The organism is Anabaena sp. WFMT (assembly GCF_051781005.1).
Classification (GTDB): Bacteria; Cyanobacteriota; Cyanobacteriia; order Cyanobacteriales; family Nostocaceae; genus Anabaena.
The window spans coordinates 63,692-79,949 of record NZ_JBPWOA010000057.1 but is presented as its reverse complement, the minus strand read 5'-3'; the positions used below and the strand labels follow the sequence as shown (position 1 = coordinate 79,949).

Sequence of the window (16,258 nt, the reverse complement as noted above, 5' to 3'; positions counted from 1 at the left end):
TTTTCTAACTACACATAGATGTAATACAATTCTTTATAAGCCTTTTTTCTAAATGTTTTGGCATTCGTTATCAATATTATTTGAATCAGGAATATAAAATCATGCAATTTACTGGAACTTGGCATATTTATGAAATGTCGAATTGGGATGAAGAATACTTCAATATGGAAGTCCAAGCTTATATCGAAATTGATAAACAAGGAAATGGCGAGTTTCAATTTGGCTTAGTTACTGGATATATTGATGGTGATATTGTTAAAGATGGTAACGGTCAAAAATTAGAATTTACTTGGGATGGTAATGACGAAAATGATGAAGCTTCTGGTAGTGGTTGGTTAAAATTGAAAGACGAAAATGAACTGGAAGGAAAAATTAAATTTCATTATGGTGATAGTTCTACATTGTTAGCCAATCGTGCTTAATTATCTAAATCACAGTAAATTATGAGTGAATTTGACAAAGAAGTAGCCAAAATCGAAAAGTATAATCAACCAGTTATGGAGGGATTTAAAGTATGGTTAGAGAAAGCTAATCTTTCAACTAAAACGATAAAAAACCACATTACCAATATTGAGTTTTTTGCCGAATATCTTGTTTATTATGAACCGTTACAACAACTTGATGAAGCAGATGAGCAAGATGTTTCTTCTTTTCTATTAGATTATTTCCCCCGTAAAGCAATGTGGGCATCTGAAAGTAGCACTAAATCTTACATGACTTCTTTCAAAAAGTTTTTCTTGTACATGGTTGAAACTAATAAAATTAGTCCTGATATAGAAACTGAGGTTAAAGATACTCTCAAAGAAGGTAAACAGGACTTTCTTGATGCTGTTAGTGAGTAATTACCAAAATGCCAAATAATTTTGAAGAGCAATATCCTTATCTTAATCGGTTTGTAGAAGAACAAGGTTGGATAGAAATTGGAGATAGTGAATATATTGATTCCTTTGTCAGAGCTTATGATTTAGGTGGAACTGTTTATCATGGCAAAAGCAGTTATCCTACTATGGAAGCTGCATTTCAAGATTTGGATAAACATATTAAAGCCTATTTTGAAGACTTGGGAATCTAAATGCAATACGCACTTTTAACTAAAATCGGTGGGGAACTCATAGAGGCATCTAAGGCTGATTATCAAGATTATTATGGTTTCTTGAAATGCCCCATTTGCAATGAACCTGTATTCTTGCGTAAATCACATTTACGAGATGGTAGGGAAATCAAAGCCAGTTTTGTACATCATAAAGCAGTACCAGAAATTAGCACTTGTGAACTAAGAATAGGAAAATACAGTCAGGAAGATATTGAAGCTTTTGCATCTAAAGCCAAAAAGCAACGACTTCAAAAACTTAATATTAGTATGTGGAAGTATGTAAAAACTAATATGGCTGTAATTTTCAAAGATTATGATAAATTGAAAGTCCAGACTAAAAATGTTAAAAGTTATCAAGGTTTATTAGTTCATGCTGATAATTGTCTTACCAATAACATTGAGTTTATTGTTGAAAACTTGATACCACAAATTGGTAAAGTTATTAACAATAAAAATGCTGATGTCGGCGAAATTATGGGATTACTAGAGAAATTCAATAGTTTTGTTAATAATTTAAAATCAGATTGGTTACTACATGAGAAAATAGCTAAAGAAGCCACAGAGTTATTTTTATCGCCGCAGATGACTGAAATTAGATACAGGGCATTGATGGTTTTATGCTACTCTAAGAATGTAATTTTAATAAATAGAGATTTGGTTACATTAGATATGGACACTGAGGAATGGCAAAAATTATTTACAAACTATCTCACACTACAAATAGCGTTGATTTTCATTAGTATTAATTGGATAAAATTGTTAGCTTAGGGATAAGCGATCGCTTTGGATAATAAATAGAGATATCTGTAAAATCTGTGATTATATCTGAAAATTGATCAGCTATTTGTTGATATTTGTAGCCTTGGTTTCTGCTATTAGCCAATTCAGGTAATCCCGATTTCCTTGTTCAATTGGTAAAGCTACTACACAAGCTACTTCATAAGAATGCACTGATTTTACCTTTTCCGTTAGTTCCTCAAATAAATCACGGCGCGATTTCATAATTAAAATAGCTTCTTTTTCTACTTGTAATTCACCGTTCCACCAATAAATACTGTCCATTCCATCAATGATATTTGCACAGGCAGCAAGACGGGCTTCTACTACGGCTTTACCTACACTAAGAGCTTCAGCACGGTCTTTACAAGTGACGTAAACAAAAATAAATTCCATGTTTTGACTATTAATATTATGTCCGTCTAAACAGTTATTATATCTTTTTGGTGTGGTAATTGATAATTTGTGAACCTAGATATATCTATCATCAGTGATTAGCTAGACATGATATCACTTGTTTCCCTCAATAATTTGGTCGGTTGCGATCACCAAAAATTTATTCTCTTTCATTTTCTAACACCTTGCAACTTTTGATAATGCTGACTCAATACGATTGGTAAATTCTGAGGAACGGTGACAAGTAATAATCAATTGTTCCATTGCCCTTGTCATCGCCACATACATTAACCGCGCTTCTTCTGCTAAAACTTGGTTTTCATTGGGCATATACCCAATACCAGGAATACACACTATTGGAAACTCTAACCCCTTACTGGAGTGCATTGTTATAAGTTTTATGCTTTGTTCAACAGGGTTATAGTTACGACTATCATTATTGGCATTCACCCACTCGACGGGAATCTGCATTTGTCTAAAATCGTTATAGATGCGATCGCCCATGAATTTACTACGATAGATAATAGCGATTTCGTTCCAAGGTGTACCCCGGTCATGTAATTGTTGTAGCCGTTGGGCTAGGTAATCTACCTCATGTTTGAAACTGGGAAGTTTAATTAAATCTGGCATTGTCCCCTGTCGTCCGGCACTGGTAGGTTGTACTAATACCACTTGATCATCATCCCCGGTGGTGGGTGTCATCACTTCTTTTGCAAATTCGTAGGCTACCCCTAACACCTGTTCTGTATTGCGGTAATTGAGTTTCAAAATAGTGGTGCGCCCCTGTGCCTGGATGCCTACGCTCTTAAAGCTAAATTTCTTACTGCGTTTTTCACCGTAAAGGTTTTGAGCATCATCATAGAGGACAAGTAAAGAATTGGTTTCCGGGTTTACCATCTTGGCGATTAACTTTAGCCACTCTGGTTTAAAGTCGTGACCCTCATCTAACATCACAGCGTCATAAGTTCCGGCGGGTATTTTGCCAGCATCAACCGCAAAGATTACACGGTTTACCAGTTCTTCTATGTAAGCTTCCCCTTGATATTCTGTGGAGTCAGGTTTAGGAATGTTGTATTTTTTTAATAGATCCATACACCATCCATGAAAATGTCGGACTTTGACACGACTGATTTTGTTGGGTTCTTGAATCATTTGCCGGAGTTTGGCAGCAAGAGAAACATTAAAGCACAACACTAAAATTGGTTTATTATTGACTTGTGTAAGATGCTGACAACGGTAGCCTAAAATCATAGTTTTCCCAGAACCCGCTACACCGTGAATTACCCGATGTCCATTACCCAAACTGCGGGCTAATTGTTCCTGCTGCAAGTCCATGATTTGCAGAATGTCTGGGATTTGCAGTTGCGTTGTTTCTTCGGTTTCAACATCAAATAAAGATAACTGAGTAAGCCGTAATTCTGGGAATATATGCCACCGGATTCTATCAATTTGATTGTTAGTTAGGGTTTTATTAAAGTTATATGGTGATAAATCCCAAAGTCGTTGTTGAATTTCCCCCGCATCAGTACTCGGTAATATTTCATCTTTGCATATAATTAAATGTTCTTCAAAAACTGCGGTGAGTTCGCTATTATTAAAGTCTTTACGGTTGATGTTAGTTAAAACCACACCATAACCATAGGGTATAATTAATTTACCTTGATAATCTCCTTGTTGAACTAAAGTAAAATCTTTTTCTAGTAATTTGTTGACTGCCAGGGCATAATCTCTGGCTTGTTGTAATGGGTGCTTGACTTCCTTAATTCCATTATCGGTAATTATGGTAAATGTGGAAGGATTAACAGTTTGAATAGTGTCAAGTTTCCAGTCTTTGACCTCCAGAATGAATAAACCCCGATTAGGATGTAAAACTATGAAATCGGGGTGTAGTTGTTTGTTACCGATGGGTACGTCATACCATAACAGGTAATCATTATCTAGCTTTTCCTCCATGCGCTGCGCTAACCTCCTTTCACCAGAGGTCATTCGGGAACTGCAACTACTAAATGAAGGAATCAGTGTGGCCATAATTGTTTGGGGTTTCCTCTAAGAATTTGGTGAGGTGGGGATGGCGATCGCATCTGTAGAGGACTAAAGGTTTTAGTCCCCTTGCGGGGATTAGTTATATCGAAACCTATAATGCCTCATTGATTAGCGGAGTTTTGAAGGCTTGTTTCAGTCCCCTTGCGGGGATTAGTTATATCGAAACCCAGATAGCGGTTAAACCCGCACCCAAAAAACTAGAAAGTTTCAGTCCCCTTGCGGGGATTAGTTATATCGAAACTTAGAGCATGGTTACAATCTCTAGACTATGAGATCATGTTTCAGTCCCCTTGCGGGGATTAGTTATATCGAAACAAAACAATTCATGTAGCTTTACAAGGTGATGCTACAAAGTGTTTCAGTCCCCTTGCGGGGATTAGTTATATCGAAACATCAAGACTTCTGGAACTGTACTAGAAACGGTGATTATGGTTTCAGTCCCCTTGCGGGGATTAGTTATATCGAAACAGAAGAATAATAAGTAGTAGTAGAAATACCAGTTTCAGTCCCCTTGCGGGGATTAGTTATATCGAAACAATCAACTGTTTTAAAATACGTCTAAATTATAATTGTTTCAGTCCCCTTGCGGGGATTAGTTATATCGAAACAACGATTCGGAAATTCTAACACCGTGGGATAGTTACGTTTCAGTCCCCTTGCGGGGATTAGTTATATCGAAACGGTAAGGTGAAAACAATTCCAGGATTGCCAGTTATAGTTTCAGTCCCCTTGCGGGGATTAGTTATATCGAAACCATAATCCTGGAGAGTGTAGCTAGAGCGCACCCACAGTTTCAGTCCCCTTGCGGGGATTAGTTATATCGAAACGAGGACGGTTGGCTAGTTAAATTAATCGAGTTCAGAAGTTTCGAGTTTCAGTCCCCTTGCGGGGATTAGTTATATCGAAACTTACACAAAAGAAACCTTCAATCAACTGACGGGAGCAGGTTTCAGTCCCCTTGCGGGGATTAGTTATATCGAAACTTGCCGCGCCCCATTACCTTGAGGTAAGTCCCCTATTCGGTTTCAGTCCCCTTGCGGGGATTAGTTATATCGAAACCGGCGTAAAAAGGCAGAAAATCAATAGTCAAGCGAGTTTCAGTCCCCTTGCGGGGATTAGTTATATCGAAACGCAATATATTCTGATGCCCTGAGTTTAGATTACTGTGTTTCAGTCCCCTTGCGGGGATTAGTTATATCGAAACGAGATGGTATTGCATCATTGACGGTATGCCACTAGCGAAGTTTCAGTCCCCTTGCGGGGATTAGTTATATCGAAACCGAAGTGATTAACTAGATCGATAGGTTCACACTTTAAGTTTCAGTCCCCTTGCGGGGATTAGTTATATCGAAACTATTAGGTAGTAAGTCACGATTAAAGTTGATGTACAAACGTTTCAGTCCCCTTGCGGGGATTAGTTATATCGAAACTGCGCTGGCATTATACAGTTTGCTAACGCTGTTAAGATGAGTTTCAGTCCCCTTGCGGGGATTAGTTATATCGAAACAACGCCCAATTGAGCAATATATTCAAAGCATGACCAGCATGTTTCAGTCCCCTTGCGGGGATTAGTTATATCGAAACTAGTAGATGAAGATGTAATTGAAGAGAAAAATATATGTTTCAGTCCCCTTGCGGGGATTAGTTATATCGAAACTATGCCTATTAATGCAACAAGAGATTATATGCGTGTTTCAGTCCCCTTGCGGGGATTAGTTATATCGAAACCAGTGAACCACAAACATTAGCTGCTAACGAACGTACATGTTTCAGTCCCCTTGCGGGGATTAGTTATATCGAAACGTGACTTGGCAATCCGTACACTGGTAATCTTTTGTTTCAGTCCCCTTGCGGGGATTAGTTATATCGAAACAATTAAAGTTTTAGGGTTACGTCCATATCTTTTAACGTTTCAGTCCCCTTGCGGGGATTAGTTATATCGAAACGGTTGATGACAGAAGGTGATAGTGTGACTGACTTAAGTTTCAGTCCCCTTGCGGGGATTAGTTATATCGAAACATTTAACGACTCTTACGTCAAGAACTTCGTTGTTCCAGTTTCAGTCCCCTTGCGGGGATTAGTTATATCGAAACACTGGAGAAACATTGTTGCATATTTAAGCACTTTCCAGTGTTTCAGTCCCCTTGCGGGGATTAGTTATATCGAAACTAGATCAAGCAATAGTTCTAAATGTGTTATGTGGTCGTTTCAGTCCCCTTGCGGGGATTAGTTATATCGAAACTATCCGACTTTAACGCGATATCGGATTTATTTAAAATGTTTCAGTCCCCTTGCGGGGATTAGTTATATCGAAACTTATTTGACTTACACAAACCTAGAACTAGCGATAGTTTCAGTCCCCTTGCGGGGATTAGTTATATCGAAACTGTATGGATAATAAAGAACAGATAAAAGCTAAAATAGTTTCAGTCCCCTTGCGGGGATTAGTTATATCGAAACCATCTGTTAACTAAAGATTATCGCAAACTACCTAAATCAAGTTTCAGTCCCCTTGCGGGGATTAGTTATATCGAAACTTGCGCCTGAAGAAAGTCGTATTTTCCAAGACTTGCTCAAAGTTTCAGTCCCCTTGCGGGGATTAGTTATATCGAAACACGCGAAGAAACCGATAGCAGCGAAAGCCAATACACCTAGTACTCGTTTCAGTCCCCTTGCGGGGATTAGTTATATCGAAACACCAACGGATAATAATATTTACGAACACGAAAAAGAGTTTCAGTCCCCTTGCGGGGATTAGTTATATCGAAACTAAAACAGTTAAGCGTGATACTATTGAATCGCTAAGTTTCAGTCCCCTTGCGGGGATTAGTTATATCGAAACGAATATTTGAGGTAAGTCAGTGCAGGAAATACTTTGGTGTTTCAGTCCCCTTGCGGGGATTAGTTATATCGAAACCAATTCAGTTTGCACCGGAAGCGATCGCTAGGTCAAAGTTTCAGTCCCCTTGCGGGGATTAGTTATATCGAAACTCCAGAATCAGGTTCAAAGTTGCTTGATGGTGTTATGTTTCAGTCCCCTTGCGGGGATTAGTTATATCGAAACCATCCTTGAGCGCCTGTTTTCTCTGAGTCTCACTAGTCCGTTTCAGTCCCCTTGCGGGGATTAGTTATATCGAAACAAAGAACTCAGAAATTTTAGTACGTACTCTCAAACGTTTCAGTCCCCTTGCGGGGATTAGTTATATCGAAACTACGAAACACAGAAGTTACAGATGGTGGTGGAGACGTTTCAGTCCCCTTGCGGGGATTAGTTATATCGAAACCAGCAGCGAGGTCTAACAATCTTTCTAGTTCTACAAGTTTCAGTCCCCTTGCGGGGATTAGTTATATCGAAACTTAGCAGCGTAACGTAATCGTGCGAGATTGAATTCAGTTTCAGTCCCCTTGCGGGGATTAGTTATATCGAAACCCACCACCTAATGTTCCTAGATAATAAAACAATCCATTTGTATGTTTCAGTCCCCTTGCGGGGATTAGTTATATCGAAACCGTAAAGGGGGATTACCAAATTCAGGCTACACCAGATGTTTCAGTCCCCTTGCGGGGATTAGTTATATCGAAACCCCGCCATCTGAAACACAGTCTAGGAGCAGACTGTAGGGGGGATTTTGGCAGACCTCAAAAAAAACCTCATTTCCGGCTTTGGGTCAACTGCCAACTGAAACTAATGAAACGCTGAAAGTATTTATTTGTCAAGGTTCTGGCGATTTGGCGAATCCCTGGGGTTTTTGACCCCGCTCTAGGTCTGCCAAAATTTAGCTGATGTATTCATCATATAATTATTGCTTGTTCTTGTCTAGGTACTTCCGAACCATAGGTGATAGTTCTTTTCACACTACCAGCATCTAGTACATACATCCTAATAGAATCTTCATCAGGCTTAATCAGTTTTTCTATCTTTGTTTGTAGTGTAGCAAACTGTACCGCACTCAAAAAACATTCAAACACACTATATTGAGTCCACTTACCATAACCACTCAGCATTTTATGTAAGCGAGTACGCCGCTTATTTGCAGCTTTATTATCAGGTAAGTCGTAAATAATCAGATAAAACAGTGTAGTCATCTTAGTGATAAAGGTTTGTAGGGAATACCTTCTTGTAAATGACGACTTAGTAACCGTGCTTGTAATTCTATCGCTCGTCGGTAGGTGCAACGATAATCAAACACAGGATGTTTAAATTCATCATTCATTTTTTTATCAAATGCTTGCAAAAAAGTTTTTCTCGCATTGTCCTTCAACCGATAAGCACCCAAACTTTCATTAAAATCTTCGTGTTTAATTTCGTGTTTATGCAATAACGACAGCACCAAATTATCAGCAATTAAAGCTCGAAACTCTTCCATTAAATCTAGCACCATTGCCGGTTGACCATGATGAACTTCATGCAAATAACCAATATAGGGGTCTAAACCAGCAATATGTACACCGGCCATGACTTGACCTTGCAATAAAGCATAAGCAAAACTGAGTAAAGAATTGACAGGATCAGTTGGTGGACGACGATTTCTGCCATTAAAAGTCCATTGTTTACCTACCATACGCTGCCAACAAGCAAAATATTCCCTAGCAGCTAAACCCTCAACGCCCCGCACCTGATCTAGAGTTTGTTGAGTTTTTACTAAGTTTTTACGTTCTTTGAGAGGATTATCTTTTTCATTATGTCGGTACAACACATTATACTGATTATGAATTTTGGCGCTAACAATTGCCTTCACTAATTCCAAACGACGCACAGAATCGTGATAAACTGCATACTGTGCTAATCTCAGTTGACCATTACGAGAAGACTTAGGTAAAGCCGAACCCAAGTATTTACCAAAACTAGAAAGATAATGAACTGGCATTCCTAATTCTAAAGCGTAAACAAAAGCATCGCCGGTAACTTGGGGATTACCCATCAAAATAACTTCGTTTACAGTTTGAGCAGCAACCTTTCGTTTTTTCCAAGAACCATCTTCCTGTCTCAAAGCAACTTGAAAAGCTTCATAGTCTTTGCTTAAAACAGCATCAGGCTGGATCACATAAAGAGTAGTCATAATTTAATAATCTTGATTTTGTAATTGTTTGACTTCAAAAGGTAAGCAAATACCTTGCAAACTGCATGATTCACATTTTTTGGTATGATCAATAGGTGCTGGCATTTTGTTTTGACTAGCAACATGAGCTAGAGCGATCGCTTGTTCTGTCATTTGCCGCAGTTGTGGTGTAAATGCTACAGTCTGTCTTCTGCGGTTGGCATGATAAAATATATCGCCATAGGTAATAGTGCGTCCCGTGCGTTCTTCTAGACATAAAGCCGCCGCACAAAGTTGAAAATGATCGTTTAGGTGCTGTGCCATTTTTCCCTTCTTGTATTCCACAGGCACAAGTTGACCATCGTATTCTTCTACAGCATCAATGATACCGGAAACCTGCAAGCGATCGCTCCACACCCATTGTTGTTGATGAATCAGCGTTTCCCCATCCTGAAAAGTGCCTTCTTCATTGATATTGCGGTGGACATGACGACCTAAGATAATATGTTCATTGTCTTCCATTTCACCTAACACATATTCGAGGTAAAATCGACGTGGACAATATTCCCAAGCATTCAAGTAAGCTAGAGGTAAATAATCTTCATTCATTGCTAGTTATTGGTTTTTTAAAGCAGTTTGTCCCATACCCATAGCTGTTTTGCGTCCCACTCCAGAAAAGACAGCAAAGTTAGCTAAGATAGTGGCAATTCTGGCTTGTTCGGGGTCTGAAAACCGATATTTAACCCAGCCGACTGTACCAATTTCTGCACCAGCTTCCATCTTTAAAGCATGGGTTTTTAGTTCAAAAGCAGAAACTAAACCTTGCCATTCAATTTGAGGAAATTGCAGTTCTGCTGGTGCAAATCTGTTCCAACGACGTAAAAGATTACCAAATACTAACTCTGGCAGTGGAAAAGGTTGAATATTCTGATTCTTTTTGAAACTTGTAGGAGAAATAAACTGTAATTCAATTGTATTTTGTAATGGTATTTCTGCCAATTTTTCAAAACTGCGAGACTGTATAATATTTATCCATTTACCTAATTGACAAGGGACTCCACCTAAAGTAATTTCACCACCCAAATTACTACTTAATCCCCAAAGTAGCGGTGCTAAAAGTTCTGGTTTTAACAGCGTAATTCTCAACTGCATTCTTTGCCGTGAACTGTATTGCATTGAAACAGTCATTGGCAGAATATTGTGTTGATGTAAATATTCAGCTAAAGCAGCGTCAGCATGAGCAACCCATTGAAAAAATTGAGCATGAATAGCCCTTCCTAATGTTGCTGGTAATGGTGCATTAGCGGAAATTGAAACCAGAATTATATGCAGGGCGTTAGAATCGACTTCCACACCTGTCGGTTGATATGGCTTGTTTTGCCACTCTAAAGACGGGGGGACTCTGCCCCTACATATATGTAGACAGATTGATTCCATTAATTGCGGATATAATTTTGAGTCTGGCAGCACAGGCATGATTTTAGTAATGCCATTATCAATCTGTAAAGGAATCCAAATTGGGACAAGTTGAGTATCTGATAACCAAGATTCTAAAGTAACAGAATTGATTAATTTTGCATCTTGTCTCAGGATTAAACTCATGCCAGCAAACGTAGTTTCAATATCTTTGGTAAATGTCATAACGGGCGCTGGTAGCGACGAGTTTTAATGGTAAAAAACCTGATTTAATTACTCGGTCTTTATCGAGTTGAGCTTTATCAGTGGAAAAAGGATTAATGCGATTAAAGGTAGTTTTTTCACCTAAATCATCCATTGCTTGGATTGTAAAACCAGTTGCAAAATTTGGTTGAAATAATGGTTCTGAAGTTTCTTGCTTGAAATCAGGTAAATATTGAAAAAAACAACCCTTTTTACCAAAATAATTAATTTGAGCAAATAACTGTTCTAGTTCCGATACGTGACTTCCTGCACTACAACAAATTTGCAAATGTCCTTGTAAAAATACCCATTCTCGAAATACAAAACCATCTTGCATAGGCACTGTCGGACGAGTTTTATCCGCTTTATCTGCGGTTTGGTCGTAATAGCGTAGTTTGTAACCGTTGCGATTTACTACCAATTTTTCTGGAGGCCAGATATAAATTGTTAAATCTCGAATCCAGGTAAATTCGGTTTTAATCCATTGGTCAAAGTCTCTTTGATGATATCTTCCCTGACTTTCTAACAACACTTTCAACAATGCCATTTTGATAGCATAGGGAGTAGGTACTAAATTAGACCTTGCGGCCATGCTGGTAGCATCAGAACGTTTGAGAGAAAATAGGCTAACAGGTTGATATGTGACAGTTAGCCATGTAGTTACGGTTTCTGATATTGGGGAAGATTTTGATTTAGGCGATTGCTTCGGCATTTTCACTATCCCAAGGTAGAGTTTGAGCAATCAAAATTTCAATTTGGTCAGCAAATTCAGCTATATTTTCAAACTTAAAACAACGGATGGTATCAGCACCGTTGATGTTATTTAACGTAGCTGCTAAACTGTCAATTTGGGTTTGATAACTTCCTTCTAGAGAACTAATCATTGGTGCAGGACAGCGCCGACTACTAACAGTAATTACACCTTCAAAATTATCAGGATGGGGTAAATGTGTATTGCGTTTTGCACCATTAGGTTGTAAATAAGTATAAAGCACACTTTTGAGCAAAGCGTCAAGACGTTTTTTACGTTCAGAAACATCAATGCTGTAATTAAAAGTATGAGGATTATAACCAATCCGAAAAGCCTCAATATTTAAGACGGTGGCATATAAACCGGAACTGACTTGCACGTTATAAGGAGTAGGATTATCTACACCGTATTTAGCATGGAAGTAACTTTGAGTTTTGACCAAATTCGGTAAACCCACAACTGCCCCAAATTCAATTACAGAATCACGTTTTAGGGTTTGTCCACCTTTAACAGTCACCATGAAACCTTCTAAATCGCTGATGGTGCAGAGTTGAAGAACCTTGCCAGTTTTGGCAGCTAAATCAGTGTCTTTGTCTGTAAAAACTGAGAGATTTTTTTCTAGATCATAACCAATTCTATCTGGATTAAATTGTTTACCACCCTCAGATAAACTTAGTCCAGATTCTAAAGCAACACGGTGTAGATGTTCAGATTGAATATGTTTGAACATATCCCCAGAAATTCCATTCACATACTCAGGTTCATCCATGCCATCCTGAATAATATAATAACGCCGAGTTAGAGATTGATTACCCTCGTTACCTTCGTTATTTAAAGCATGAAGCTGTAAAGATAGTAATCCACTAATTGAAATTGAGTAAACGGGAAATTTTGCCTTAGTCATTTTCGGATTCTCCTTCTTCAATATTATCTACTTCTGTTTCTGATTCATTAGTCAAATTGGTTTTATCTGCTTCTTTAGATTTACCCCAACCTTTAGCATAACCATAGGCAATTAATAAGTTAGCAACTAAACTAGAACCATGATTTTCGATGAGATTAATTACCCTATCTAAATCATCTTTGGTAGTCCAAATTCTTCGGGGTTTACCTTTCTTTTTGAGTTCTTCATCAATGCGGAGATTTTCATTTTCGTAACTGGCAATAAAGGCTGATAATTCAATGATAAAATCCTTTTTAGAACCTGCTTGACTGCTCAAACGTTGTGCTAAACCATAGATTCTATCCCAACCATGTTCATCTTTTCCTGCATAGACAGTGGCACTATTAATAGCCTTAGCAATGCGTAAAAATCCAGGGTCTTCAGTGATGTCCGTTAAATTTAATTCTTGGTCATTTTGACGATGCTTAAAATTCTTCACCATGAGGTTTAATCCATTTATAGAAAATAAACGCGCTGGTCTAGCTTTGGAATCTGCTAAACGTTTCACAACATAATCGGCATAACTAACTTGAAAGCGAAAGAAATTTATGAGATTTGTACCAGTGATAAAATCCCGATAAGCTGCTAATAATTCACTGTGTCCTTCTTCCGCAGATAAGGTAGTGATAACTGATAAATGTTCGTTTAAAACATTGTGATAATCTGTGAGTTCTTGAGAGTCTTTAGGACTAATCCAACCTGGTAAACCTAAACTAAAAACTTCTTTGACACCATAAACTTGACCCTTTGAACCAAAGTGAGTACCAATAAAGTTACTAACAAAGTGATTAACTGGTTGCCAAATATCAAATTCATCAGCTTCTATGTCTGTTTGGACTTGATGATGATTAAGTAACTCTCGACAGAACAGCAATATTAATTCAGAGTCAAATCTAGCAATGCCATGACCTCCAGAAGGTGGGTTAAATTTACGAAGTTGATTCAACACCTCACGATATTTATTTAACGGAATATCTTGTGGTTCAAGGGCAACAACACGCCAATCATAAACTCGTTCTGCTATTTTTACCCGTTCCGCTATACCAAAGGTAAATAAACCCCCAGCAATCAACCATAAACTTAACCAATCTGCTTTTTGAGAATCTACTTTATTACTATCTGCTTTAATTCGATTCACCCCTTGAACAGATGTAGGTAAATAAATTTTGACGGCACTGGCTGTTTCTGGTAATTTCTGTCCAGTAGTTTGAGTAAATAACTCATTTACTAAGCTATTAACATCCTCTATTTCTTGGCTAAAAGCTGTAAATAAAGCAACCAACAAAGCCCCATAATGGTCTTTAATTTGCCATCCTAAATACCACAATTCGTTATGATTGCGGTCATGACGCATGGAAGTAAGAATTACGCCATTTTGGGTACTAGGATGAGGTGGTTTTGGTGCATCTTCATTAAATTCAACTTTACCCCGTTGTTCAAATACATAGTTGCGGTAAAGTTTTCGTCTTTCGCTTTCCTCCACTGTGTTAAAAGTATCTGTTTCCTGCGGTATTTTGCTAATGTCGGTTTTTTGACCTTTGACTGGTGGGAAAGAATTGGTATAATTGAGTTTAGCTACCAGTTCTAAATTTATAGGTTGTTTTAACTGAAGGCAGTAGCGTGTTCCTTGATCTAAAAGTTGAATTGCACTTTTTTGGTGAGTGGCTTTCAGTGCATACTCTGCAAGCTGTACCAGACCTAGCATCAGGAAAGTGTCAGCATAAGTGCCGAATTTTTTGGTAACAAATAGCTGCTTTATCATCTGGTCTTCAACCCATAGGAGTTGTCTACTTCCAAACAGTATATACCTACCAGGAAGAGGGGTTTTCCAATCAGGAAAGTACCTCTTCAGTAGGAATAAAGGTGTAGAGAAAAACCTGAGCAATTCAATTATTTACTCAGAAACTGGGAATAAACTCACTGGGGAAAAAATTACATCCCATCTCCAGCATCTACCTGATTTACCCTTGTGTGATGGAACTATCCGCAGCACTCCGTAGGAATAGACAAACTCAAGTTTACCGTTTTTCGCTTTCTCGCGGATATCTGCGGTTGAAACTTGCTTATTTGCCAGCATTTTGACCAGTTCTCCGACTTTCTCTGTTAATAGTCCGTCAGCAAGAACAGATTCCAATTGATTGACATTCAAACTGGGGTGTTGGTCTTGTTTTGTGTTACTATGTCTAAACATGAGTTTTACCTTCAATGGGTATAACAATATAGGCGGCTTAATGTGAGAGTTCAGCCGCTTTGTAAATTTGCGAAATTGACCAGCGTCTCTGATACCAGTTCAGGGACGCTTTCAGTATAAGAAGAATCTAGCATACTTTTTCCAGATTTTTACAAACCATAAGAATATACTTTTATTTTTTATCCCTAATGTTGTATTCTAGTTAATGGCAGATAGATGATACAAAGCTGACTGGATAGTAAAGAATCCTGGTCATGGAATCATCATGACAACGGGACTGAAACTATTCTTATGGTTTGTAGTTCTCCATTCAGTTCATCTATCTGCTACCAGATAAAACGCTATATTGTATTAATAAACTTTTAAAAACAACTGTGAGTGAAGTAAAAGCCGATTATGATGGTGCTTGGAAGGAAGGGGTAGAAAAATACTTTGAGGCGTTTTTAACATTCTTCTTTCCTCAGATTTACAGTGAAATTGACTGGACGCGAGGTTATGAGTTTCTTGACCAAGAACTCCAGCAATTGATGAGAGAATCAGAAGTTGGTAAGCAATTTGTTGATAAGCTGATTAAAGTTTGGCTAAATGATGGTAAAGAAACCTGGTTACTAATCCATTTAGAAATCCAAAGTCAAGTAGATACTGGTTTTCCTAAGCGGATGTTTTCCTATCATTACAGGATTTTTAATCGTTATGGTCAAGAAGTTGTTAGCTTGGCTATTTTGGGAGATAATCAAGTTAGTTGGCGACCTCAAGAATACAGTTATAGCCGCTGGGGATGTCGGTTAAGTCTTCAATTTCCAATCGTGAAATTACTGGATTATCAACCTCGTTGGTCAGAATTAGAACAAAGTGATAATCCTTTTGCTGTATTGGTGATGGCGCACCTACGTACACAAGCCACAACTAAAAATTTAACAGGACGGTTGCAGTGGAAATTAAGTTTAATTAAGCGGATGTATGAGTTAGGATATAGTAGGGAGAAAATTCTTCAGCTATTCGATTTGATTGATAGACTGATGACTTTACCACCGGATTTAGACTTGAATTTCAAAACTGAATTGCAGCGTTTCGAGGGTGAAAAGGAAATGAGATATGTGTCAAGTATCGAACGTATAGGAATAGCTGAGGGTATTCAGAAATCTATTGTTAAAATCATCAAAACTAGATTTCAAGATGCTCCTTCTGAATTAGTGGAACAAATCAATCAAATTTATGATCATGACCGACTCAACCAGCTATTAGAACAGGCAATTACTATAGGTTCTGTTCCTGATTTTCAAGAACTATTAACTCAGGAAAATACAGGTGGTACAGATAGTTAATAATGATTAATGTAGAGATGTTGTGGATAACTCTCTACATA

Annotated in this window: 16 protein-coding genes and 1 CRISPR repeat array; of the genes, 5 read left to right on the top strand and 11 right to left on the bottom strand. The window is 38.0% G+C overall.

Annotated elements, in window-relative coordinates:
- Nucleotides 1-101 precede the first annotated feature (101 nt).
- The 4 genes from ACSQ6I_RS27525 to ACSQ6I_RS27510 are packed head-to-tail and all read left to right on the top strand — an operon-like array spanning nt 102 to nt 1,861.
- Nucleotides 102-422 (top strand): hypothetical protein, encoded by a 321-nt coding sequence (locus tag ACSQ6I_RS27525; protein ID WP_438893335.1) that lies wholly within the window; start codon nt 102-104, stop codon nt 420-422.
- A 21-nt stretch (nt 423-443) separates the two neighbouring features.
- Entirely contained in the window at nt 444-842 is a 399-nt protein-coding gene (locus tag ACSQ6I_RS27520) for a site-specific integrase (protein WP_438893334.1), read from the top strand.
- Nucleotides 843-850: 8 nt separating this feature from the next.
- Nucleotides 851-1,072, top strand: coding sequence for a hypothetical protein (locus tag ACSQ6I_RS27515; protein WP_438893333.1), 222 nt, complete (start codon nt 851-853; stop codon nt 1,070-1,072).
- Nucleotides 1,073-1,861, top strand: a complete 789-nt coding sequence (locus ACSQ6I_RS27510) for a hypothetical protein (RefSeq protein ID WP_438893332.1) — start codon at nt 1,073-1,075, stop codon at nt 1,859-1,861. It begins immediately after the preceding gene.
- A 72-nt stretch (nt 1,862-1,933) separates the two neighbouring features.
- On the opposite strand, the gene cutA is transcribed toward ACSQ6I_RS27510, so the two are convergent.
- The 11 genes from cutA to ACSQ6I_RS27455 all read right to left on the bottom strand — a co-directional run bounded on the left by cutA (nt 1,934) and on the right by ACSQ6I_RS27455 (nt 14,995).
- A complete protein-coding gene (cutA, locus tag ACSQ6I_RS27505) occupies nt 1,934-2,266 on the bottom strand; it encodes a divalent-cation tolerance protein CutA (protein ID WP_438893331.1) in 333 nt (110 codons plus the stop codon).
- Between the two features lie 177 nt (nt 2,267-2,443).
- Complete coding sequence (locus ACSQ6I_RS27500; protein WP_438893330.1) at nt 2,444-4,294, bottom strand: DEAD/DEAH box helicase; 1,851 nt, start codon at nt 4,292-4,294, stop codon at nt 2,444-2,446.
- A gap of 69 nt (nt 4,295-4,363) precedes the next feature.
- Nucleotides 4,364-7,893: direct repeats of the CRISPR family, unit length 37 nt; unit sequence GTTTCAGTCCCCTTGCGGGGATTAGTTATATCGAAAC.
- 208 nt (nt 7,894-8,101) lie between these two features.
- On the bottom strand, nt 8,102-8,395 hold the full coding sequence (gene cas2, locus ACSQ6I_RS27495; protein ID WP_015217589.1) for a CRISPR-associated endonuclease Cas2: 294 nt from the start codon (nt 8,393-8,395) through the stop codon (nt 8,102-8,104).
- Nucleotides 8,392-9,369, bottom strand: coding sequence for a type I-D CRISPR-associated endonuclease Cas1d (gene cas1d / locus ACSQ6I_RS27490; protein ID WP_438893329.1), 978 nt, complete (start codon nt 9,367-9,369; stop codon nt 8,392-8,394). Before cas1d ends, cas2 begins: the two co-directional genes overlap by 4 nt.
- 3 nt (nt 9,370-9,372) lie before the next feature.
- The gene (cas4, locus tag ACSQ6I_RS27485) at nt 9,373-9,957 is read right to left on the bottom strand and encodes a CRISPR-associated protein Cas4 (protein ID WP_438893327.1); all 585 of its coding nucleotides are present in this window, start codon (nt 9,955-9,957) and stop codon (nt 9,373-9,375) included.
- 6 nt (nt 9,958-9,963) lie between these two features.
- Entirely contained in the window at nt 9,964-10,989 is a 1,026-nt protein-coding gene (gene cas6, locus ACSQ6I_RS27480) for a CRISPR system precrRNA processing endoribonuclease RAMP protein Cas6 (RefSeq protein WP_438893325.1), read from the bottom strand.
- On the bottom strand, nt 10,967-11,719 hold the full coding sequence (locus ACSQ6I_RS27475) for a hypothetical protein (RefSeq protein WP_438893323.1): 753 nt from the start codon (nt 11,717-11,719) through the stop codon (nt 10,967-10,969). Before ACSQ6I_RS27475 ends, cas6 begins: the two co-directional genes overlap by 23 nt.
- Nucleotides 11,700-12,662: a DevR family CRISPR-associated autoregulator gene (locus ACSQ6I_RS27470; RefSeq protein ID WP_438893322.1), complete on the bottom strand. Its 963-nt coding sequence runs from the start codon at nt 12,660-12,662 to the stop codon at nt 11,700-11,702. Before ACSQ6I_RS27470 ends, ACSQ6I_RS27475 begins: the two co-directional genes overlap by 20 nt.
- The gene (locus ACSQ6I_RS27465; protein ID WP_438893321.1) at nt 12,655-14,463 is read right to left on the bottom strand and encodes a hypothetical protein; all 1,809 of its coding nucleotides are present in this window, start codon (nt 14,461-14,463) and stop codon (nt 12,655-12,657) included. Before ACSQ6I_RS27465 ends, ACSQ6I_RS27470 begins: the two co-directional genes overlap by 8 nt.
- Nucleotides 14,464-14,595: 132 nt before the next feature.
- On the bottom strand, nt 14,596-14,892 hold the full coding sequence (locus tag ACSQ6I_RS27460; protein ID WP_438893320.1) for a hypothetical protein: 297 nt from the start codon (nt 14,890-14,892) through the stop codon (nt 14,596-14,598).
- Between the two features lie 37 nt (nt 14,893-14,929).
- Complete coding sequence (locus ACSQ6I_RS27455; RefSeq protein ID WP_438893414.1) at nt 14,930-14,995, bottom strand: hypothetical protein; 66 nt, start codon at nt 14,993-14,995, stop codon at nt 14,930-14,932.
- A 271-nt stretch (nt 14,996-15,266) separates the two neighbouring features.
- Here ACSQ6I_RS27455 and ACSQ6I_RS27450 point away from each other — a divergent pair, with 271 nt between their 5' ends.
- Nucleotides 15,267-16,217: a transposase gene (locus ACSQ6I_RS27450; RefSeq protein WP_438893319.1), complete on the top strand. Its 951-nt coding sequence runs from the start codon at nt 15,267-15,269 to the stop codon at nt 16,215-16,217.
- The last annotated feature ends 41 nt before the right edge of the window (nt 16,218-16,258 follow it).

Coding starts and splice junctions, on each gene's coding strand:
- ACSQ6I_RS27460 (WP_438893320.1), bottom strand. CDS start 14,892: ATGTTTAGACATAGTAACACAAAACAAGACCAACACCCCAGTTTGAAT.
- ACSQ6I_RS27525 (WP_438893335.1), top strand. CDS start 102: ATGCAATTTACTGGAACTTGGCATATTTATGAAATGTCGAATTGGGAT.
- ACSQ6I_RS27500 (WP_438893330.1), bottom strand. CDS start 4,294: ATGGCCACACTGATTCCTTCATTTAGTAGTTGCAGTTCCCGAATGACC.
- ACSQ6I_RS27470 (WP_438893322.1), bottom strand. CDS start 12,662: ATGACTAAGGCAAAATTTCCCGTTTACTCAATTTCAATTAGTGGATTA.
- ACSQ6I_RS27515 (WP_438893333.1), top strand. CDS start 851: ATGCCAAATAATTTTGAAGAGCAATATCCTTATCTTAATCGGTTTGTA.
- cutA (WP_438893331.1), bottom strand. CDS start 2,266: ATGGAATTTATTTTTGTTTACGTCACTTGTAAAGACCGTGCTGAAGCT.
- ACSQ6I_RS27475 (WP_438893323.1), bottom strand. CDS start 11,719: ATGCCGAAGCAATCGCCTAAATCAAAATCTTCCCCAATATCAGAAACC.
- ACSQ6I_RS27465 (WP_438893321.1), bottom strand. CDS start 14,463: ATGATAAAGCAGCTATTTGTTACCAAAAAATTCGGCACTTATGCTGAC.
- cas1d (WP_438893329.1), bottom strand. CDS start 9,369: ATGACTACTCTTTATGTGATCCAGCCTGATGCTGTTTTAAGCAAAGAC.
- cas6 (WP_438893325.1), bottom strand. CDS start 10,989: ATGACATTTACCAAAGATATTGAAACTACGTTTGCTGGCATGAGTTTA.
- ACSQ6I_RS27510 (WP_438893332.1), top strand. CDS start 1,073: ATGCAATACGCACTTTTAACTAAAATCGGTGGGGAACTCATAGAGGCA.
- cas4 (WP_438893327.1), bottom strand. CDS start 9,957: ATGAATGAAGATTATTTACCTCTAGCTTACTTGAATGCTTGGGAATAT.
- ACSQ6I_RS27520 (WP_438893334.1), top strand. CDS start 444: ATGAGTGAATTTGACAAAGAAGTAGCCAAAATCGAAAAGTATAATCAA.
- cas2 (WP_015217589.1), bottom strand. CDS start 8,395: ATGACTACACTGTTTTATCTGATTATTTACGACTTACCTGATAATAAA.